This window comes from Pseudoalteromonas ardens, assembly GCF_030125445.1.
Classification (GTDB): domain Bacteria; phylum Pseudomonadota; class Gammaproteobacteria; order Enterobacterales; family Alteromonadaceae; genus Pseudoalteromonas; species Pseudoalteromonas ardens.
In genome coordinates this window covers 403,409-423,891 of sequence record NZ_JASJUV010000003.1, presented here as the reverse complement: position 1 = coordinate 423,891, position 20,483 = coordinate 403,409, and the positions used below count along the sequence as shown (strand labels likewise).

General features: G+C 49.4%; 18 protein-coding genes. 10 read left to right on the top strand and 8 right to left on the bottom strand.

The annotated features are described in order from the left end of the window. Window positions 1-7 precede the first annotated feature (7 nt). The 4 genes from QNM19_RS12510 to QNM19_RS12495 all read left to right on the top strand — a co-directional run bounded on the left by QNM19_RS12510 (window position 8) and on the right by QNM19_RS12495 (window position 4,469). Window positions 8-715 (top strand): response regulator transcription factor, encoded by a 708-nt coding sequence (locus QNM19_RS12510; protein WP_049863840.1) that lies wholly within the window; start codon window positions 8-10, stop codon window positions 713-715. Beyond that, on the top strand, window positions 705-1,943 hold the full coding sequence (locus QNM19_RS12505) for a sensor histidine kinase (protein WP_284026759.1): 1,239 nt from the start codon (window positions 705-707) through the stop codon (window positions 1,941-1,943). Before QNM19_RS12510 ends, QNM19_RS12505 begins: the two co-directional genes overlap by 11 nt. A gap of 198 nt (window positions 1,944-2,141) precedes the next feature. Next, complete coding sequence (locus QNM19_RS12500) at window positions 2,142-3,524, top strand: hypothetical protein (RefSeq protein ID WP_284026758.1); 1,383 nt, start codon at window positions 2,142-2,144, stop codon at window positions 3,522-3,524. A gap of 9 nt (window positions 3,525-3,533) precedes the next feature. Then, window positions 3,534-4,469, top strand: coding sequence for a hypothetical protein (locus QNM19_RS12495; protein ID WP_049863835.1), 936 nt, complete (start codon window positions 3,534-3,536; stop codon window positions 4,467-4,469). 88 nt (window positions 4,470-4,557) lie between these two features. On the opposite strand, the gene QNM19_RS12490 is transcribed toward QNM19_RS12495, so the two are convergent. The 7 genes from QNM19_RS12490 to QNM19_RS12460 form a co-directional block, all read right to left on the bottom strand. Next, window positions 4,558-5,103: a hypothetical protein gene (locus tag QNM19_RS12490; protein ID WP_049863834.1), complete on the bottom strand. Its 546-nt coding sequence runs from the start codon at window positions 5,101-5,103 to the stop codon at window positions 4,558-4,560. Window positions 5,104-5,327: 224 nt separating this feature from the next. Next, window positions 5,328-7,634, bottom strand: coding sequence for a DNA topoisomerase IV subunit A (gene parC, locus QNM19_RS12485; protein WP_284026757.1), 2,307 nt, complete (start codon window positions 7,632-7,634; stop codon window positions 5,328-5,330). Window positions 7,635-7,714: 80 nt separating this feature from the next. Beyond that, on the bottom strand, window positions 7,715-9,604 hold the full coding sequence (gene parE, locus QNM19_RS12480; RefSeq protein ID WP_010383065.1) for a DNA topoisomerase IV subunit B: 1,890 nt from the start codon (window positions 9,602-9,604) through the stop codon (window positions 7,715-7,717). Then, on the bottom strand, window positions 9,601-10,197 hold the full coding sequence (locus QNM19_RS12475; RefSeq protein WP_049863833.1) for a YqiA/YcfP family alpha/beta fold hydrolase: 597 nt from the start codon (window positions 10,195-10,197) through the stop codon (window positions 9,601-9,603). Before QNM19_RS12475 ends, parE begins: the two co-directional genes overlap by 4 nt. Next, entirely contained in the window at window positions 10,182-10,955 is a 774-nt protein-coding gene (locus QNM19_RS12470) for a metallophosphoesterase (protein WP_049863832.1), read from the bottom strand. The genes QNM19_RS12475 and QNM19_RS12470 overlap by 16 nt, the downstream gene beginning before the upstream one ends. Continuing rightward, window positions 10,942-11,382: a DUF1249 domain-containing protein gene (locus QNM19_RS12465; protein ID WP_010383068.1), complete on the bottom strand. Its 441-nt coding sequence runs from the start codon at window positions 11,380-11,382 to the stop codon at window positions 10,942-10,944. The genes QNM19_RS12470 and QNM19_RS12465 overlap by 14 nt, the downstream gene beginning before the upstream one ends. Before the next feature lie 24 nt (window positions 11,383-11,406). After that, entirely contained in the window at window positions 11,407-12,036 is a 630-nt protein-coding gene (locus QNM19_RS12460) for an NUDIX domain-containing protein (protein ID WP_049863831.1), read from the bottom strand. A gap of 235 nt (window positions 12,037-12,271) precedes the next feature. Here QNM19_RS12460 and tolC point away from each other — a divergent pair, with 235 nt between their 5' ends. The 3 genes from tolC to QNM19_RS12445 all read left to right on the top strand — a co-directional run bounded on the left by tolC (window position 12,272) and on the right by QNM19_RS12445 (window position 15,356). After that, a complete protein-coding gene (gene tolC / locus QNM19_RS12455; protein ID WP_049863830.1) occupies window positions 12,272-13,618 on the top strand; it encodes an outer membrane channel protein TolC in 1,347 nt (448 codons plus the stop codon). Between the two features lie 174 nt (window positions 13,619-13,792). Then, on the top strand, window positions 13,793-14,719 hold the full coding sequence (lpxL, locus tag QNM19_RS12450; RefSeq protein ID WP_049863829.1) for an LpxL/LpxP family Kdo(2)-lipid IV(A) lauroyl/palmitoleoyl acyltransferase: 927 nt from the start codon (window positions 13,793-13,795) through the stop codon (window positions 14,717-14,719). Between the two features lie 28 nt (window positions 14,720-14,747). Beyond that, window positions 14,748-15,356: a TcpQ domain-containing protein gene (locus QNM19_RS12445; protein WP_049863828.1), complete on the top strand. Its 609-nt coding sequence runs from the start codon at window positions 14,748-14,750 to the stop codon at window positions 15,354-15,356. Between the two features lie 33 nt (window positions 15,357-15,389). On the opposite strand, the gene glnE is transcribed toward QNM19_RS12445, so the two are convergent. Further along, the gene (gene glnE / locus QNM19_RS12440) at window positions 15,390-18,188 is read right to left on the bottom strand and encodes a bifunctional [glutamate--ammonia ligase]-adenylyl-L-tyrosine phosphorylase/[glutamate--ammonia-ligase] adenylyltransferase (protein ID WP_049863827.1); all 2,799 of its coding nucleotides are present in this window, start codon (window positions 18,186-18,188) and stop codon (window positions 15,390-15,392) included. A gap of 71 nt (window positions 18,189-18,259) precedes the next feature. Here glnE and QNM19_RS12435 point away from each other — a divergent pair, with 71 nt between their 5' ends. From QNM19_RS12435 to rsmE, 3 genes are all read left to right on the top strand, one after another. Then, window positions 18,260-19,153 carry a DUF350 domain-containing protein gene (locus tag QNM19_RS12435; protein WP_010383075.1) on the top strand — a complete coding sequence of 298 codons (894 nt, stop codon included), beginning with the start codon at window positions 18,260-18,262 and terminating at the stop codon, window positions 19,151-19,153. 12 nt (window positions 19,154-19,165) lie between these two features. Further along, a complete protein-coding gene (locus QNM19_RS12430; protein WP_049863826.1) occupies window positions 19,166-19,648 on the top strand; it encodes a hypothetical protein in 483 nt (160 codons plus the stop codon). 63 nt (window positions 19,649-19,711) lie between these two features. Then, the gene (rsmE, locus tag QNM19_RS12425; RefSeq protein WP_049863825.1) at window positions 19,712-20,446 is read left to right on the top strand and encodes a 16S rRNA (uracil(1498)-N(3))-methyltransferase; all 735 of its coding nucleotides are present in this window, start codon (window positions 19,712-19,714) and stop codon (window positions 20,444-20,446) included. Window positions 20,447-20,483: the final 37 nt, after the last annotated feature.

Here is a 20,483-nt window from a genome sequence, read left to right as displayed (position 1 = left end):
ATTAAACATGGCACACATTCTGGTAGTTGAAGATGATATGGACATTGCACAAGGCATTGCTGAGTTTTTGGAGCCCAAAGGACATGAACTCGACTTTGCCTACACCGGCAAACAAGCCCTCGTCCTATTGGAGCAAAACCGCTATCAACTCGTTTTGTTAGATATCAACTTACCGTTTGTGAATGGTTACGATGTCTGCCGTCAGTTGTCAGACAACGCGTTGGGTCAGCATTTGGCCAAAATCCCTGTGATCATGATGTCTTCTCGTAGTCACGAGCAAGACATCCTGCAAGGCTTTGCCAGTGGTGCCTGGGATTACTTGAAAAAACCCTTCTCATTTGCGGAGTTGACTGCCCGGATCGACGTTGGATTAATGAAATCAATGCCGTCAACCACGCTAACCGATGTCATTACCTTTGAAGACGTAACGCTCGACCCGGAGACATTACTGCTCACCTATCAGAACAAAAGCCTGCAGCTGCATAATATCGGTTATGAGATATTAAAGTTACTCCTTGTTCATGCACCAAACGTGGTAAAAACACCGACGATCCATACCCATTTATGGCCCAATGAAACACCAGACAGCGACCCACTCAGGGCACATATATACAAACTGAGAAAACAACTCAAAGCTCACTTTGATCAAGGTTTTATCGAGACGATCAAAGGAGTGGGTTACAAATTTACCCTGGCCAGTAACCATGTTGCTTAAATCTTCAAATCAGCCCACTTTACTCTCACGTGTCAGGCAACACAGCTTATGGCTTGCATTTACGCTGTTTTTGCTCTTTTCAGGTATGACCCTGTTTATTGTCTTTGCTCTGGAAGATGCCGTTTTTAAAGATCAACTTAAGCAGACCTATCACATAATCCAGCAAGGTGGGTCATTACCCGCGAACATGACCTTGGTCACGCAGACCGATACCTTTACTCTGTCTGACAGCGAGCAGCTTAAATACTTTGAGTTTGACGCGCACTTTGGAGAATTTACCCAGGGCGACCAGCACTTTCATTTTATGAAAACCGATCTTGGCGTCCTGCTCCTCAATAGTTCAGAGCTGGGGATCATATCCCGTGCCATCGATGATATTTTGGTAATATTGTTATTGATGTTGCTGCCCACATTACTTCTGACCTACTGGTTCTCTAATAAGCTCTCTGAAAAAGCACTGCGACCATTTAGCAAAATCCACCATGCCCTTGCCGCAGAGCACTTGCACATCAATGAGGTCAAAGCGACACTCAGCGACATAGAAGAGCAAGACATTCAGCTCATTACAAAAAAGTTAGTGGATGCGCTGGAACAAAAAACACACCTGTTGCAGCAGCAAATTGCGTTTAACCAAGGTATGGCTCATGAGATAAGAACGCCCTTGCAAGTGATGTCACACTCGATGGAGCTGATCAGTGCATCGGCACCCGAGCTAGCCTCACTAAAGTCATATCACCGTCTCGACAAGGCCATTGCAAGAATGCACCGTCTCAGCAGTGCATTACTGTGGCTTACATCGGATGCCAGAGAGCAACATACCACTCAGGTCCGCCATGTACTCGACACCGTATTATCGGAATCTCAGGCACTGATAGCCCTTCACCAAATTGATGTGCGGATCAATGAGCCGGATCCGCCCAAGACACTCTCACTGCCCATTCCCGAGGTCGTTTTAGAACTGGTTATATTGAATCTATTAACCAATGTGATCCATCATTGCCAAACATCAGAGGCCGATAAATATTGGCAGATTAGCATCAGCCAATCCCAAATCCGCTTCTGCAACCCTACTGTGCAAACGCCGAATGACACATCGGCTCATGACAACTTTGGTCTGGGACTGCAGTTAGTGGCAGCGTTGATGGATAAATTTAATGTGGGCTTTGAAGCCCAACAAAACAACCTGGTCTTTAGCATTTCACTGAGAGTTAATAAGCCATTGCCGTAGAGCACAGGCAAGTGAAACGTCCCCTTGCATAATTTGGGTATTTTATTTCCAAAAAAGTAATTTAGATCAAGCACCTGCCTTTAGTAATTCTGTCCCTGACATGATACTGTCATATATAATCTACACCCAGTAAAAAAATAGTCGACATTAAATCGATAACAATGACCCATTTATAGCTTCAAAGGAGTGCTTTAATAAATGCAAAAGAAACTATTGGCCCTTGGCTGTGGTATACCTCTACTGTATGCCTCAGCAGCATTAGCCAGCGACAGTGAAGTACCTCACTACTTCAACCAAGCTGACTTTGTTCCTCTGACCCCCACACAACTCGCATCCAATGAGTTTTTGACTGCCGATGCTGTACCACAGAGTGTATCGAGCACAAGCCTGAGCCGGGCAAGCTCGAGCAAAGATGGCAGCTCGGCACGCAAACGTGCCTTGATATACCTCAATGGTATGTTTACGGATGAAGAGGCACTGGGTAAAAACAAACCAGCGGTACGTAGTGCGTTTAGTCGGCACGTCCATGCCATTGATCATGTGTACAACATGAATGAAGATAAGCTTGAGCAATTCATGGAAGTATTGGCACAGAAAGAGCGGGATGAAAACCGCAACTCGTCAGCTGACTACTGGCGTGAGGCCGCCTACTTATCGTTAGGTGGTTCGAACGTAGAGAACATCCAGCTGCTTGCCAGCATCATTGATTTCCACAATCAGCCGACAGACAAAGATCTGGAAGCCATGATTAGTAAATCCCTTTCCTATATAAACGCTAACTATAATGTGGTTTTGCTGGCTCACTCTCAGGGCAACTTTTACGCCAATGAAGTCTATGACGCGATAGCGGCCCGATATGGGGATACCTTTCTAAATCATCTGGAAATTGTATCGGTCGCGACACCTGCGGTCACCACCAAAGGGGGTGGACCTCATACGACCAACACTCGGGATCTGGTTATGAATGCAATTCGCGCAATAAAACCGGCCCATAAAGAGCCCAGGGCAGCTAATGTCAGCATTCCCGTTTATCAGGATGTTACTGGACACGGTCTGGCCGAGACTTATATCAGACGCGATGCCTTTACCCGGGGCCATTACACTTCAAAACAAAAGATCATCAATGACGTGGTCAAAGCGTTTGAAGAAATGGAAAAGCGGCCAGACAATGAGGACGATGGGGGTTCAGAGCCTGCACTGACGTGTTTACACAACGGAAAGAACTACACCGTCACTTTTCAAAGCGTGGAAGAGCACACCCCCTCTCACTCAGAAAATGGCTACTTTTCTGGCTTTGAACGTACCTTCTGGCCACCCGTTGGTACCAAGTTCAATCTAAGCTTTGCCGTCTGGGGCGCCAACCCTTCTTCTTTAGGGAACAATGTTGAATTTAATTGGAAGTTTGGCAACGACTCACGCGTTCGCACCAAAACATTGCTAAATAACATGACCTCTTCCAGCAATCCAGTTTATTACAACAGAAATAATAATGGCAGCTTTACGTTTGGTATCAGGCACACAGCGACAACTCAAGCAGCTTACAGTGTTAACTGGAGTGCAACACTTAAGTGTTTGTATTAAGGAATAATTATGAAGAACTTATTGATACTTATATTATTTGGTGCACTGTCCAGCCCAAGCTTTGCGGTTGACGTTTCAAAAATCGAAGAGGGCCCTGTGGGTGGGTTAGTGCCAATTTCACTTGGTGGCATCACTATTCCGCTCATTCTTGTATATGAGCATAACTTACCCCCCGCTCCGCAAGATGATGGCAGCCTGGGGAGTACCGACTCAGATGATGATGGGATCCGGGATGACATCGAACACTATATTGCCAGGCAATATCCTTTAGACCAGGAAAAACGTGGGTATCTATATCACGTGGCTGCCTATACAAGGAAAATAGTCACAGCGCCAAGCTCACCGGCAATGGATAACATACGAGCAGGTGTCATGCTGCCACACCAGGTCATTTACTCGTATGTGGAGAGCCAAAAGGCCACTAACTGTTTAGATACTGAAGGCCGTACGCAGATCAACCGTGTTGCTGCCATGAATATGGATTCCCGCGAACGTCTCACAGCCTACCTTAAGAACGTGAATAAATTCAGAAAAGTGATCAAAAGCGCAGATGACAGCACCACATGTGTGCTTAAAAACAATGAAGCACTCAAATCTGATCACACTGGTTTCCATGCGCTCTCAATCATAGACAGACATGGCTATGTCACGGATGGCTACGGTACGACTGCCGTAAACAAAACAGGTAAGTTCGGGCTAGGTATCAATGCACCTAAACGGTTCTCGGTTTCCAATAAAGGTGGCAGCGATGGAGCGCTACGATTACAGGTCTGGCAAGGTGGTCAACAGATTAAGAATCAGGTTATCCATAAAGGCCAGAATTACTCATTTACTCTGATCCACGATATGGATTACGTCAATAAAGAAGGGTATTTAGAGTATAAAATAGATAAGGTAGACGGGGAAACGGTTCTGTTTTCTTTAAGAATAGAGCCCAGCATCTAGGTTACTACCCTCATCAATATCCAGTTATTGTTAAATAGCTGGATATTTCACCCACAGCAGTCTGACTAAAAAGCGGACCTGCCCGTGCTTATGCTTCTAGGCTCAGGTACTTTAAAAATCGGCAGTGCCGCCCTTCACATACATTGACAATCTCCTGCATGCAGGACGCACTTATCCCCTGCGGCAATGCAATACCACTGTCTCCCATTGTGTAGGCATTAAACACGCCATTTTCTCCTTGATAGACAATGGGAAAATTCAAGGCAATTGCACTTCCACCCAGATACCGCTCACCCCAACTAGGTACAGATATAACCATGTCACCACTCATGCTGTAGTTTCCTGACATCTGTATCACCTTTTGCCGCAGTGACTCCCCATTTTCTCCGGCAAAAGATGATGGCATATAATAATTGACCACATAGAAATCGTAGCCTGCGGCAATCAGCGAATTGTGACTATCAATGAATGATGACCGGTAAATGGGCTCATCTGCGGCTGAAATATGATACTCAAGCGCAGGAAAACAGCCCTTTAGCTCGATATCATGATCCCAAAAGTAGCTGCATCCCGCCAGAGAGGTACTCATCACAACCAGACAAAGCGATTTTAGTGGTACTTGTAATATCGACATTATTGTTATCCCTCACCTAGTTCTCACTCCTATTTTTGATTATACCAGCAAATTAATCAAACACTTAAAGAGGTTCTTCAGTCAGGGAAGCAAAAATAACAGGCATGCTGTAATGACCAGATTTATACGGGAAGGGGAAGCTGTATTAGGGTGAGGCGTTTCATAGTCATCAATCAAAGTGAAGAAGAAGCAGGCATAATGCGCGCATTATGCCTGCCAATAGATTAAGACTCGTCTGATGACTGCTCGTTGTCTTGCAGGTCTGTGGCATCCTGACCATTGAATTCAATCTCAAACCCGTCAACCCGTTGCAGACCTCTTGGCAGCTTGTTACCGCGACGACCTCGTTCACCATAGTAGTGCTCCAAATCGCCAGGTTTGAGCGTGAGTTTACGCTTACCAGCATGTAAGGTCACGGCGCAGCCATCGGGTATCGCTGCAAGCACTTTAACAAACTCCTCACGAGCCTGTACTTTGGCACTTGGGATCGAGATGATCTTATTGCCTTTACCTTTTGCCAGCTTGGGCAAGTCACGCAATGGGAAGATCAACATCCGGCCTTCGTTAGAAATCGCCATACAACGATCGGTGGCCACATCGCCAACGGTGATAGGGGCCATCAGCTCAGCCCCTTTCGGGATACTAACCAGGGCCTTACCGTTTTTGTTTTTACTGACCAGGTCGTTAAACTCGGCAATAAAGCCATAACCTCCATCAGTGGCCATCAGGTAAAGCGACTGCTCTTCACCCATCACCACATGTTCAAAATTAGTCCCCGCTGCCAGATTAAAGCGACCAGTCATCGGCTCACCCTGGCTACGGGCGGATGGCAGACTATGCGCATCGGTGGCAAATGCCCGGCCGGAGCTGTCGAGAAACACCGCAGGCTGATTACTGCGGCCTTTGGCCGACGCTTTGTAGCTGTCCCCGGCGCGGTAATTGAGCCCTTCGGCATCAATATCATGACCTTTAGCAACCCGGGCCCAGCCTTTTTCAGACAGCACCACAGTGACCGATTCAGACGGGATCAAATCTTTCTCGCTCAGGGCTTTGGCTTCAAGGCGTTCAACAACCGGTGAACGACGCTCATCACCGTACAGCTCAGCGGCTTCGCGGATTTCTTTTTTCAGCAGCGTCGACATTCTGCGCTCTGAGCCCAGAGTCTGCTCCAGCTTGTCGCGCTCGGCGCTCAGCTCATCCTGCTCACCGCGGATCTTCATTTCTTCAAGCTTCGCCAAATGGCGCAGCTTTAAATCTAAAATGGCTTCAGCCTGTTTGTCCGACAACCCAAAGCGGTTCATTAACTCTTCTTTTGGCTTGTCTTCGGTACGAATGATCTCAATTACTTCGTCGATATTCAAAAAGGCAATCATTAAACCTTCAAGAATATGCAAACGTGCCAACACCTTATCAAGACGATACTGCAAGCGACGACGCACCGTATCACGACGGAACACCAACCACTCAGCCAGGATAGTGCGCAAATCTTTAACCTGCGGGCGACCATCCAGACCAATCATGTTGAGGTTAACCCGGTAGTTCTTTTCCAGATCTGTGGTGGCAAACAGATGTGCCATTAAGGGCTCAACTTTGACGCGATTTGAGCGCGGTACCACCACAATGCGGGTGGGATTTTCATGGTCAGATTCATCGCGCAAATCGGCGACCATGGGCAGCTTCTTGGCTGTCATCTGTGCAGCAATCTGCTCCAGCACTTTGCCACCAGACACCTGATGAGGCAGCGCAGTGATCACCACTTCGCCCTGATCTTCTTCATACACCGCACGCATCTTGATGGAACCACGTCCGGTGGTGTAAATCTTCTGGATCTCTGCTTTTGGCGTGATGATCTCAGCTTCAGTCGGATAATCCGGCGCCTGAACCATCTCCAGTACTTCTTCCAGGGTGGTTTTTGGCTTATCCAGCAAAGTACAGCAGGCTTCGGCCAGCTCGCGCACATTGTGTGGTGGAATGTCTGTGGCCATGCCTACAGCAATCCCGGTAACACCATTAAGCAGGATGTGCGGCAATCGAGCCGGCAGCACCATAGGCTCGTTCATGGTGCCGTCAAAGTTGGGGATCCAGTCAACAGTGCCCTGACCCAGCTCTTTCAAAAGCACTTCTGAGAACTTCGACAAGCGCGCTTCAGTGTAACGCATTGCGGCAAACGATTTAGGGTCGTCAGCAGCACCCCAGTTACCCTGACCGTCGATCAGCGGGTAACGATAAGAGAACGGCTGCGCCATCAACACCATGGCTTCGTAACAGGCGCTGTCACCGTGAGGGTGGTATTTACCCAGCACGTCACCCACAGTACGGGCGGATTTTTTATACTTGGCCGCGGCCGACAGGCCCAGCTCACTCATGGCATACACAATACGCCTTTGTACTGGCTTGAGACCGTCGCCAATATGCGGCAGGGCCCGGTCCATGATCACATACATGGAGTAATTGAGATAGGCGTCTTCTGTGAAGCGGCCCATCGCCAGTTGTTCAATCCCCTGCAAGGACAGGGTTTGCGGATCTGTCATGATACACCTTATTGTTTGTTGTACCGCACACGAGTTATCGCGTTGGCGTAATCATCCGAATTCAATTCTTGGCAGCAAGCTTATACTTCTGCTTTATCACCATGTTGTTCCAGCCAGCTCTTTCTGTCGCCGGCACGCTTTTTCGCCAGTAGCATGTCCATTACTTCGAGCGTTTCTTCCGGCTCATCCAGGGTCAGTTGCACCAGACGGCGGGTATTTGGATCCATGGTGGTTTCGCGCAGCTGCATCGGGTTCATTTCACCCAATCCTTTAAAGCGCTGAACATTGACTTTACCGCGCTTTTTCTCTGCTTCAATGCGGTCTAGTATGCCGCGCTTTTCATCTTCGTCCAGCGCATAGAACACCTCTTTACCGACATCGATACGGAACAGCGGTGGCATGGCCACATACACATGACCACGACGTACCAGCTCCGGAAAGTGTTTAACGAACAAGGCACACAGCAAAGTAGCAATATGGAGTCCGTCGGAGTCAGCATCGGCCAGAATACAGACTTTGCCATAGCGCAGCGCTGACAGGTCTTCAGAGTCCGGGTCAATACCCAGTGCCACTGAGATGTCGTGAACTTCCTGCGAGGCCAAGATCTGCCCGGAATCGACTTCCCAGGTATTCAGGATTTTACCCCGCAACGGCATGATGGCCTGAAACTCACGATCGCGCGCCTGTTTGGCTGAACCGCCCGCCGAGTCCCCTTCCACCAGAAACAGCTCCGAGCGCTCGGTTTCTGAACCAGAACAGTCGGTCAGTTTACCGGGTAATGCCGGGCCACTGGTGACCTTTTTACGCACCACTTTTTTAGCCGCACGCATACGTTTCTGCGCATTGCTGATACACAACTCAGCCAGGGCTTCAGCGGTGTCGGTGTGCTCATTCAGCCACAGGCTGAAGGCATCTTTCACAATGCCCGAGACAAACGTAGCGCAAGAGCGCGATGACAGTTTTTCTTTGGTTTGACCGGCAAATTGCGGATCCTGCATTTTCACCGATAATACGTAGCTACACTTGTCCCAGACATCGTCTGGGGTCAGTTTCACGCCGCGCGGTAGCAGGTTACGGAATTCACAAAACTCACGCATGGCTTCCAGCAGACCCTGACGCAGGCCATTGACGTGTGTCCCGCCTTGCGCAGTTGGGATAAGATTCACATAGCTTTCGGTAATGGACTCGCCGCCCTCAGGCAACCAGTGTAATGCCCAGTCAACCCCTTCAGTTGAACCACTAAAGCTGCCCACAAACGGGCTTTGTGGCAAGGTTTCATACCCTTTTGCACTGTCTTTTAAGTAATCTTCCAGACCCGACTCATAGCACCACTCCTGCGTTTCTTTGGTTTGTTTATTAATAAAACGAATACGCAGGCCAGGACACAATACCGCTTTGGCTTTAAGCAAGTAATTGAGCTTACTGAGTGAGAAGTTAGCAGAATCAAAATAGCTGGCATCAGGCCAAAACTGGACTGAGGTGCCAGTATTGCGTTTACCAACCGTGCCTGTGACTTCTAAATCTTCGACTTTGTCGCCGTGCTCAAAGGCCATCTGATAGACCTGAGCATCGCGCTTAACCGTGATCTCAACCCGGGTCGATAAGGCATTCACTACCGAGATACCTACCCCGTGCAGACCCCCGGAAAATTGATAGTTTTTATTGGAGAATTTACCACCAGCGTGCAGTTTGGTCAGGATCAGTTCAACACCCGGGATCCCTTCTTCAGGGTGAATATCCACGGGCATGCCGCGACCATCGTCGATCACCTGCAGCGAGTTATCTTCATGCAGGATCACATCGATCTTGCTGGCATGACCGGCCAGGGCTTCATCGACACTGTTATCTATCACTTCCTGGCCAAGGTGGTTTGGTCGTGTGGTGTCGGTATACATGCCAGGTCGGCGTTTCACCGGCTCCAGGCCATTCAACACCTCAATGGCTTCGGCATTATAATTCTGCTGACTCATAATTGGATCTGATTTTCTTCGCTTGTGTTGGTGATGTTAAGAAACCTGACTAGGGTCTCAAAGTAACGCTCAAAACCCATAAAACTATGGTCCCCGCCAAATTCAATGTGGCCAGGGCTGGCGCTGAAGTAGTTCACTGCCTGTTGATAGGGTAACACTTCATCGCCGCTTTGTTGTAGCAATAAAATATTTTCTGGTGAGTGCAGAGACTCAACGTAGAGCTGACGCAAGGTTTCAACATGTTGGTGCGTCAGCGTGTAATGCTGTTGCTGATAAGGATTATACTGAGGACCAAGATAATCATGCAACAATTCAAACGGCCTCACCGCCGGGTTCACGACCACAGCACGCAAACCATGCTGCTGCGCCAGGTAGGTGGCGTAATAGCCGCCCAGGGAACTACCGATCAGCGCAGTGTCCGGGTCTATGAGTTGTTCCAGCTGCACAATGGCAATCGCCGGATCGTAGTGCAAACGCGGTGTCAGATAGCGACACGTAAACGCTTGCTGCGCAAGCCACTGGCCTAACTGTTGTGCTTTGAAGGACTGATCTGAGCTATTAAAGCCATGAATATAAATTAATTTGCGAGCCATTTGACCTCAGTATGCAACCCCTGTGCTGTCCAGTGTATGAGGCGGTAGGCTGGGCCTGTATTATGCTGTTGCCAGTCACGTGTATGCTTGGCGAACTGGATAGAAGTCGCCGGCGTGGCATAAACAGGTAAAGCGCGAAACGACTGGGCATACGCATTATGTACATGGCCATGAATGAGCGCCTCAACACGTTGGCTGTTGACCAGCGTATTAAGCAGCTGAGGGCCGTTTTCCAGCATATGCTTGTCAAGATAACCGTCTATCGGCAGTGGATGATGATGGCAAAAGGCCAAAACAGAGTGAGCACCTTCGCTTAATTGCTGCTGCAACTCCCTCAGGTGTGCAGCCTCACACCAGCCTGCGGGCGTTGGCCCCTTGCTGTTAAGCAACACTATGTCACCCTGTTCGCATTGTAAATACTTGGCTGCACTGATCTGCCCTTCACTGATCTGTGCCAGCAAAGTCAAGTCGTCATGATTTCCCGGCACCCAAAACAACGGACACTGAAGCGCCGATTGCGCCACCAGCTCAGCAAACAATGCATACGAGGCCGCACTGTGGTCCTGAGTTAAGTCACCGCCAAATACCACCCCATCCAGTTGCTCCTCTGCCAAAGCATTGAGCACCCTGCTAAAATGCGCCGCCGTATTGACCTCAAAATAGCATCCATCGCGGCTGCCAAACAGGTGGCTGTCTGTGATGTGTGCCAGACGTAACTCTGCTCCACAAAACTGGTGACGTTGTTCAAACCAGGCCATTGTTAACATCCCAATTGAGCGGTATCCGGCCACTTTCGAGACACGCCATCAGCCAGTCTGCCAAAAATGCATTGAGCTGGTATTTTTCATCTTTGTGATGCATATCCGGATTGGGATAGCGATACGATGGCTTAATGCGCTGATGAAAATCGTGGTGGATCACCTCTGCCACTTTGGCATCGTGGTAAAGGCGCACAGACAACACAAAATCATCCAGGTGGGCACTGATCTGTTGTTTCTGAACCACCGCAATATCCGTGGTATAACGGGCAATACCATCAATGCGGATGTGATAACTTGCAGCCCCAAGATGTAACTCCCGACTATTTCCGACGGTTTCTTCAGGCAGCAGTTTCAGTGCCCGCAAATAATTGCGTTCACACAAGGTAATGTATTTAGGTAAAGACTGGATGTATTCTTTTTGCATAACCGTTGATCAAACGACCTCACTTTATACCGGCTGAGATTGCCACTGCGCCAACATCTTGGGTTTATGTAACGCCAACCATTGTAGACTAATCACAGTTGCAGCGTTATCAATTTCCTCACTTTCCAGTCGCGCCATGGCATCGCTAAAGGGTATCACATGCACTTTGATGTCTTCCCCTTCTTCCGGTAAACCATAAATGCCCCCCGCCTGACTCAGATCAGCCTTAGCCAGATACAAATACAAACGCTCCGTCGTGCCGCCCGGACTGGACAGGTAAGACGTCATGTAATGCAGCTCATCTAGCTTAAGCCCCGCTTCTTCCATGGCTTCTTTGCGCACCACCCCTTCATAATCCAGACTGCCCTCAGCCATGCCCGCAATACACTCCAATAACCATGGAGAATCTTTGGTTGCCAGCGCCCCTATGCGGATCTGCTCAATCAGTAAGACTTGATCGGTAACGGGGTCGTAAGGCAGCACAGCCACAGCATGACCACGTTCTAAAATTTCGCGATAAATGGTCTGCGACTGGCCGCCGGCAAATAGCGCATGCTTAAACGCATACAAGTCAATTTTAAAGAATTTGTCATAACACCGCTTAGGCTCATCTAATTCGACGTCCTGATGATTAAATTGTGCAATTGGTTTCATGTTTCATCTCATTTTTTTGTTGATCGGGGTTTAATTTTTAACCCTGAACCCCCATCATAGATGTTCTCGAATTTTATCTTATTTTACTGCTCGTTACCTGTCAGAAGTCTCAGGTGGCACAGTATTATATTCTGTTACACTTGTTCTGACCGATTTACTATTTTCCTTATATGGGAATTGACTAAAACAAGGTAACATGCCGACAACTAAAAATTGTCTAAGGACTGAGCAAACAATGAAAAAAAGCATTCTATCTCTGTTTATCGGTGTTGCCTGCGCCCTGTCCAGCACAGCTTCACAGGCAGAAGACCTGTTGCAAGTGTACGAAATTGCTACCGCTAACGATCCAACGGTATTAAAGGCCAAAGCCCAGGCTGACGCGCAAAAATATGCCCAGGATTCGGCATTAGGCGATCTATTGCCTTCATTGGGTTTTTCAATGAGCTACACCGATAACGATGGTGAGTCTACATTACCCGGTCAAAACGATGCATCAGGCTACACCGTAGTGGATACTTGGAGTGATTCAATCACGCGTAGTGTCACACTGAACCAGACTATTTTTAGCATGGCCACCTGGCAAAATTTGACCATTGCCGAGAAACAGGCGATGCAGGCACTGACCAGCTACGAGCAGCAACAACAAGACCTGATTGTCCGTGTTGCACAAGGCTACTTTGATGTATTGAGCGCACTGGACAATCTGGAATTTGTACAGGCTGAAAAACGCGCTATCGAGCGTCAGCTGGAGCAAACCAAGCAACGCTATGAGGTGGGTCTGACTGCCATCACGGACGTACACGAAGCACAGGCTCAGTTCGACCAATCTGTGGCCAACGAAATCGTTGCTCAGAACAACGTTGAAACGGCTCGCGAAACTCTGCGTACCATCACAGGTAAGTACCATGCAAAGCTGGATAAGCTCAATACGGACAGCTTCTCTACCGTGAAGCCAAACAGACAGTCCAACGACTTCATTACCTTAGCGAAAGAACAAAACTTATCGCTACAGGTCGCTAAATCAGCGCTGGACATTGCACAGGATCAAATTGACCTTGCGCAGGCAGGCCACTATCCAACGCTGAGTTTACAAGCGTCGTATTCTGACTCTTTGGGTAACACTGAAGGCGCGGAGCTGTCACCTCGTACAGATGGCACCAGCATCGGCCTGACTTTCAATGTGCCTATCTATTCAGGTGGCAAAACAGTTGCCGCAACCGATCAGGCACGCGCCCTGTACGTTGCTGCCAGTGAAGATCTGGAAGCCTCTATGCGTAACGTTACCCGCTCGGTGATCACCTCGTATAACCAGGTGATGTCTGACGTTGCAACCTATCGCGCACTGGAGCAAGCGGTTGTCTCAGCAGAAAGTGCATTGCAGGCGACCGAGGCAGGCTTTGAAGTGGGTACTCGTACCATTGTTGACGTACTGATAAGCACCCAAAACCTTTACAGCGCTAAGCGTAACCTGGCTAACCTGCGTTATCAGTATGTGTTATCAACACTGAAGCTGAAACAAGCAGCAGGTACACTGAGCCGCAGCGACTTAGAGGCCATCAACAAAGGCCTTGTCGCAGGTTAATCCCTATTTCGCTCGAACAAAAAACCGGTGTAAACCGGTTTTTTTCTGCCTGCGATTTATCTACACTCTGCCCTGCCTGATAAGTGCATGAGGTCGGTGCTCATGATCACTCTCTTGAGCTGCTCAGCCGATATCGCTAAACTAACCCTTTGAAGTTTGAAAGAGAGTGCACCTTTGGTTAACAACCCCACCTTTAAGCTGGCATTTTTAGCCCCCAAATTCTGGCCAACCTGGCTGAGTGTGTTTTTTATGTATGCTCTGACCTGGCTGCCGCAAGGTATTCAACTGTGGCTGGGAAAAATGCTCGGCCGCCTGGTGCACCGCCTGTTAAAAAAGCGTCGTCGTATTGCCGATGTCAATTTGCGTTTGTGTTTTCCCACTATGGATGCGCAACAACGTGCCGATATGGTCCTGAAAAACATGGAAAACACGGGTATCGCGACCTTCGAAACCTCAATGGCCTGGTGGTGGCCACAATGGCGGCTCAATCGGGTCGTCGGCTCCATAACAGGCATAGAGTACGTTGAACAGGCGCAGGCCAATGGCAAAGGTGTCTTGTTGCTAGTCCCACATATGCTGCACCTGGAAATGCTGGGCAGAGTACTGGGTATTGCACAACCGGGGATCGGTTTTTACCGCCCACACAATAATCCATTGATGGAGTACTTTATGACTAAGGGCCGCTTGCGTTCTAATGAGTTCTTGATTGGCAAGCGCGATGTCAAAGGTTTATTGCAAGCACTGAAAAATAAAAAAATGTGCTACTACCTGCCGGATCAAGACTATGGACGCAATCGCTGCGAATTTGCGCCTTTCTTTGCCGTGCCCGACGCTGCCTCTACAACAGGAACACTGCTCTTTGCAGGAAGCAAAAATTGTGAGACATTAAGCCTACATGGCGTTCGCGATGAGCAGGGTAAATACCACATAAACATCCAACCTGCGCTGGCTGACTTCCCAAGTGGCGATCCGCTGACCGACGTCACCCGGGTTAATCAGCGTATGGAGCAGGCCATTAATGAGGCCCCGGAACAATACATGTGGCTGCACAGACGCTTTAAAACGCGTCCGGATGAAAACGCGCCGTCGTATTATGAGTAACCGTTAGCATAAAGTGTGTCGTGACAGTATGGCTAAGAAACGTTCAAAACGCTTATCAAACCTGTGGTTCTGGACCAAACACCTGTCGTTGGGTGTGTTGTTGGTGTGGGCCGCCTATTACTTTTTGTATGGCAATGTCCCGTCGATGGAATTTCGTGACACCACCAACGCCGCTGCACGCGGATTTACCCAGTTTTACGAAGGGTTTAAACGCAATTTTAATGAACGCAATACAGAGCGTGAAAAATACGTCCTGGACTTAGGTAAACCAACCTACCCACTGGATGATGCCATTGCGCAGCGTGGCCTGGTAGTCAAACCTGCACCACAGCGTTGGACCGGAGAGATCCAGCCGCGTCGCTTTGACAGTGGCGACACCCTGCGTAGTGTGCTGACCAACTATGCCAAACAAGAAGACATCGAGCTGTTCTGGTATCTGGACAAAGATTATGTGGTAAAACACAATTTCCGTGTCGATACCAACTTCGTGTCGACCCTGTATCAGGTTGGCACCGCCATCAATGATGACTTTGAGTTTGAAGTATTCACTTTCTTTTGTCACCGCCAGCGCGCCGCCATCATCACCCAAAAGCCCTCTCGCTTTGTGCGTGAAAACTGCCGCCGGTTAACTAAATAAGCTTTCAGGCCGGAGAAAGCCCTCCTTCTCCGGCTACGAACCCAACAGGCGCTGCCAGGCGACCTTCACTGCATCCACCCACTCAGCCACCTCATGCATGGCCACACCTCGCCCACCAGCGTTAAGACTATGCAAGTGATAGCGATCCCGGAACTCACAATATGCCTCAGTCAGGGCCGACTGAGTGGCATTATCAATTACTCCGGCATGATGGGCCATTTCGAAGATCCGAATATTATCGGGGAATCGTGCCAGCTCCGGATGGGTATGCGCGTAGTTGAGCACCAGGTATTGTGCAATAAACTCGATGTCCGTCATTCCGCCAACCCCCTGCTTTAAATCAAACTCCACCTCGGTGCTCTTGTCCAGATGTCCGCGCATCTTCTCGCGCATCTCAACAATGTCTTTGCTGAGTGTGCCGTTATCGCGGTGCTGGCACAGTATCTCATGGCGAATTTCATTAAAACGCGCAACCAATTCGGGCTCGCCCAGCACCATACGCGAGCGCACCAGCGCCTGATGCTCCCAGGTCCAGGCCTGCGCCTGCTGATACTGATAAAAACTCTCAATGTTAATCGCCAGCAGGCCCGAGTTACCCTCTGGTCTCAAGCGAGTATCCAGTTCATACAAAATGCCGGAATTAGTGCGGGTATTGAACAGGTGCATTAAGCGCTGCGCCAGTTTCAAATAAAACTGACGTGATGAAATAGATTTGTCCCCGGTGGTAACACTGTTGCCATCGCGATTATGCACGAACACCAGATCAAGATCCGAGTTATATCCCAGCTCCAGCCCACCCGCTTTGCCATAGGCCACCACAGCAAAGCCTTTGTGCTCCGCATCTGCTCCTTCAGGTGCGCCATAACGGCTCACCATTTGTTGCCAGGCGATGTCCACCGCTTTGGCGATAATGGCTTCGGACAGTGCCGTCAGGTGATCGCTGACTTTCATGATATCCAGCACTCCAGTGGCATCTGCTGCAGCAATCCGTAATGCCTGAGTTTGCTTAAACTGACGCAGCGCTTCCATCTGTAATTCGAGATCTTCACTGTCGATGCGTAAAAAGTACTGCTGAACTTCGCTGTAATAAGCGCTTAGCGGCAGCGGCCGGTAAAGTACCGCCGGATCGATCAACTCATCGAGCAAGATAGGATAGCGTGCTACCTGCTCAGCTATCCAGACACTGTGTGCACACAGCTTAATCAGTTGCTGCAATGCCCCTCGGTTTTCAAATAATAACTCCAGGTAAGCTGTGCGCGAGGCGATTTTCAGGATCACCTGTAACACCCTGTCGAGAATTTCAGCCACCGGTGCTCGGGTTATTTCACTGAGCAAAGCCGGCATCAGTTTATCCAGCACATCTCTGCCGCGCGTGCCCATTTGCGTTTTACTCAATCCGAGGTGAAATTGCTCCAGGGACTGTTGCCAGGCTGCACTGACAGCCTCTGGTAACGGAGATTCCAGATAGCTGATATCGCGTTGCTCCCAGGCAGAGACATATTCCGGTGCCAGCGCCTCGCCAAGCTCAGGCTCTTCACCGATAACCTGGGTAAACTCGGCCCGTACCGCAACCTGGGCCTGCTCGAGCATAGCCAATACGTCGCTATATTGAGTGCACTCCAGCAGTACCGCCAGACGCAGCTGACCTAGCTCATCATCCGGCAAAGTCTGTGTCTGACAGTCATCAAACGCCTGTAAATATTGTTCTGTACGGCGCAGTAACAGATATTGCTGAGACAGCACTTCACCGACTTCCGGTGGGATCAGGGACAAGTGCTGAAGCTGCTCTAATGCTGACAATAGTGATGGGGTTTGCAATTGGGGTTCGCGACCGCCACGGATCATTTGCAGTGCCTGAACAATAAACTCCACTTCGCGGATCCCGCCCGCGCCGAGCTTAATGTTATTCGTCAGCCCTTTACGCCGCACCTCCTGGGCAATCATGTGCTTCATTTTGCGCAAAGATTCAATCACCGAGAAGTCAATATAGCGACGAAACACAAAGGGGCGGATCAGGGTTTTAAATTCATCCCAATAACGGTTTTCTTCACCAAGCAGGCGCGCCTTTAGCATCGCATAGCGCTCCCACTCCCTACCCTGATCCTGATAGTAATCTTCCATAGCAGCAAAACTCATGACCAAAGGGCCACTGTCTCCAAAAGGCCGCAGGCGCATATCAACGCGAAACACCTGACCATCGGCGGTACAGTGATCAAGCGCGGCAATCAGTTTTTGCGCCACTTTGGTGTAGAACACTTGCGCTTCGATACTACGGCGTCCACCTTCAGTCGGTTTGGCAAACGGATAGGTAAATATCAAGTCGATATCCGAGGAAAAGTTCAGTTCACCACCGCCCAATTTGCCCATCCCCAGCACCAGCATAGGCACAGGCGTTTGATGCTCATCGCACACCTGACCATTGCTTTTGGCGACACAAGCATGTGCCCAGCGGTTTGCCCAGTCGATCAGCGTTTCAGTGAGTCGTGACTGATAAGCAATACTGTCGGCGATTGAATTCCCCTCCACCAGATCAAGCCACATCAACTTGAGCCAGTAGCGCTGACGATATTCACGCAGTTGTCTGAAGCAGCTGGCTTCATCCAGTTCCGCGAGGGGTTCCTTGAGCGGCACGGGACATGCTCTTTGTTGCATTTGTTCGTGATCCAGCAACCAGTCAATCCAGTCTGGATGACGCTGCAATATGCGATACGCAAAATCACTCAATCCAAGTAGCCTAAGCACGGCCGGGTTGCTTGTGTGTTGGGCAAACAGTGCCTGACAGCGTTCCTCTGCCAGCTCCCCAAGAGCCTGGGGCAAGCCACCGAAATCCATAGAAAAATCTCCAGTGCAATTGCAAAAAGCGGTGTTATAGTAAACTTAATTGCCATCACCATACACTTAGCATGAGTTATTTGTCTTTAGCCAATATCAACTTTTTCGCCATCTTAGTCAGTTTTATCGTGATTTGCCTGTTCACCATTGCGCTGCGTTTGTACGTGCAGTTCAGCGCCAGACAAATGCTGGAAGATGAACTGGCCAAACGAGACAATTTTGCATTGGGGATCAGCTATGCCACACACCTGGCCGTGCTGGTGATCTGCTGTGCTTACGTTTTCAATGACACCGGCATGATGGTGTTACAGGCCGAATCACTGCGCAGCGGCATTATTCTGCTACTAATCCTGGTGTTTATTTATTTTGGCCAACATATTCATCGCAAGTGGATCCTCCATCGCTTCAACGAGGAACAGGCAATCCTGAAACAGAATGTCTGTGCTGCGGTGGTCGACTCCGGCATGCTGGTCGGCAACACCATTTTGGTGCTCGGGCTGTATCATTGGATCCACCCTCAGGGCTTTGGCAACTTGCTGGTGGTCACCCTCAGCTTCTTGGTGGTGCAGTTAATGTGCGCGCTGGACAGTAAAATCCGTGAATGGCGTTTTGCACGTTACAATCAGGGTGCATCCTTACAGCAAAATTTCAACCTGGCTAACACCTCGATTGGGATCCGCTACGCAGGTAAGAGCATTGGCCTGGCATTGGCCATTTATGCAGGTCTGCACAGTGCCCCTTATCATGGTGCCAAAGTGGTAGAAAACCTCTTTGTGATTGTCATGCATTGTGGCGTAATGTGGCTATTGCTATACGGTATCAGCCATTTATTACTACAGCTGGCGTTGCCCAGAGTGGACATTGGGCTGGAAGTTGACCATCAGGATAATATCGGTATTGCCTGTCTGGAGTTTGCTGTTTTCTGCGCAATAGGCTATTTACTTATTAACATGTTCTCAATGTAACCAGGCTTGTTAGTGCATTTAAACCTAGAAAACTTCTTGCTGGTCGACAGCAACTGGGAATTCAGCAGAGAGTTTGCTGCACACCTCAAGGCGCAGCACCCTGAGGCGCCCAGTGAGCTGCTGATTGCCGGTGACAACACCAAGCAAATGCTGAAAATGATGTTTCAGGAGCAAGTCAAAGACTATTGCTACTGTGACTTTGCGAATGAAATCAGCGTGTCTGAACTGGCGTCTTATCTGCATGAGCATCACAAAGTGAAAGGGGTGTTAATTTACGCACTCGACTATCATCTGGCCGACGAGACTCAGCGCTTTATCTTTAACTCGCTCCACCGCCAGCGCATCACGGTCGAGCAAAGCGACCGGGGATACGTCTATCACCCACTTCGCGACCCCTTTAACAACAACCACCTGACCTGCCACTCAACGGTCTCTGCAACGACTCAGGATTCCGTCCTCGACTTCGCCCAACATCACACGGACAAAGCCGAATAGGTGCTGGACTCACTGTACATAACCCCTTACCATTACGGCTATTTAACAGCGGAATAGTCCACCATGCGCATACCTCATATTTACCAGCCTTCCGACCTTGTTATTGGCGAAGCGATTGACCTTGGCGATGATGCCGCCGGGCACGTTGCCCGTGTACTGCGTATGGGTGAAGGTGACAAACTCAGCTTGTTCAATGGTCAGGGCGGTGAATATCTGGCGACCATCTGCGAAGTCAGTAAAAAGAAAGTTCGGGTCATGCCTGAGCAATTCCTTGATAAGCAAGTTGAGTCTCCCCTGTCTATTCACCTCGGCCAGGGCATTTCACGCGGTGACAAGATGGATTTTACCATTCAGAAGTCAGTGGAACTGGGGATCACTGAGATCACCCCCTTATTCACCACCCGCTGTGGTGTTAAACTCAGTGGTGAGCGACTGGCCAAAAAACACCAACAATGGCAGAAAATCGCCATTGCTGCCGCAGAGCAGTCTGGCCGAAACACCATTACCACCATACACCCGCCGGTTTCAATTGATGACTGGCTGGCACAGACAAGTGACGCTTTAAAGCTGACACTGCACCCCAGAGCTGAACACTCGATAAAAACCCTGCCAGCCCCTGAGCATGGCATTCGTTTCCTGGTTGGCCCCGAAGGCGGCTTTACCGACGAAGAAATGGCCGCCACGGCACAGCAAGGTTTCATTGATATCCGTCTCGGCCCACGCGTACTGCGGACAGAAACCGCTGCGCTGACCGTACTCAGCGCATTGCAGCTTGAGTTCGGCGATCTGGCCCTTTAAAAAATTAGTTTCGCCCTTATATCCTAATCAGACACTT

Coding starts and splice junctions, on each gene's coding strand:
- parC (WP_284026757.1), bottom strand. CDS start 7,634: ATGACAGATCCGCAAACCCTGTCCTTGCAGGGGATTGAACAACTGGCG.
- QNM19_RS12490 (WP_049863834.1), bottom strand. CDS start 5,103: ATGTCGATATTACAAGTACCACTAAAATCGCTTTGTCTGGTTGTGATG.
- QNM19_RS12435 (WP_010383075.1), top strand. CDS start 18,260: ATGAGTTATTTGTCTTTAGCCAATATCAACTTTTTCGCCATCTTAGTC.
- QNM19_RS12460 (WP_049863831.1), bottom strand. CDS start 12,036: ATGAAACCAATTGCACAATTTAATCATCAGGACGTCGAATTAGATGAG.
- QNM19_RS12465 (WP_010383068.1), bottom strand. CDS start 11,382: ATGCAAAAAGAATACATCCAGTCTTTACCTAAATACATTACCTTGTGT.
- glnE (WP_049863827.1), bottom strand. CDS start 18,188: ATGGATTTCGGTGGCTTGCCCCAGGCTCTTGGGGAGCTGGCAGAGGAA.
- QNM19_RS12470 (WP_049863832.1), bottom strand. CDS start 10,955: ATGGCCTGGTTTGAACAACGTCACCAGTTTTGTGGAGCAGAGTTACGT.
- QNM19_RS12500 (WP_284026758.1), top strand. CDS start 2,142: ATGCAAAAGAAACTATTGGCCCTTGGCTGTGGTATACCTCTACTGTAT.
- rsmE (WP_049863825.1), top strand. CDS start 19,712: ATGCGCATACCTCATATTTACCAGCCTTCCGACCTTGTTATTGGCGAA.
- QNM19_RS12445 (WP_049863828.1), top strand. CDS start 14,748: ATGGCTAAGAAACGTTCAAAACGCTTATCAAACCTGTGGTTCTGGACC.
- QNM19_RS12495 (WP_049863835.1), top strand. CDS start 3,534: ATGAAGAACTTATTGATACTTATATTATTTGGTGCACTGTCCAGCCCA.
- QNM19_RS12510 (WP_049863840.1), top strand. CDS start 8: ATGGCACACATTCTGGTAGTTGAAGATGATATGGACATTGCACAAGGC.
- QNM19_RS12505 (WP_284026759.1), top strand. CDS start 705: ATGTTGCTTAAATCTTCAAATCAGCCCACTTTACTCTCACGTGTCAGG.
- parE (WP_010383065.1), bottom strand. CDS start 9,604: ATGAGTCAGCAGAATTATAATGCCGAAGCCATTGAGGTGTTGAATGGC.
- QNM19_RS12475 (WP_049863833.1), bottom strand. CDS start 10,197: ATGGCTCGCAAATTAATTTATATTCATGGCTTTAATAGCTCAGATCAG.
- tolC (WP_049863830.1), top strand. CDS start 12,272: ATGAAAAAAAGCATTCTATCTCTGTTTATCGGTGTTGCCTGCGCCCTG.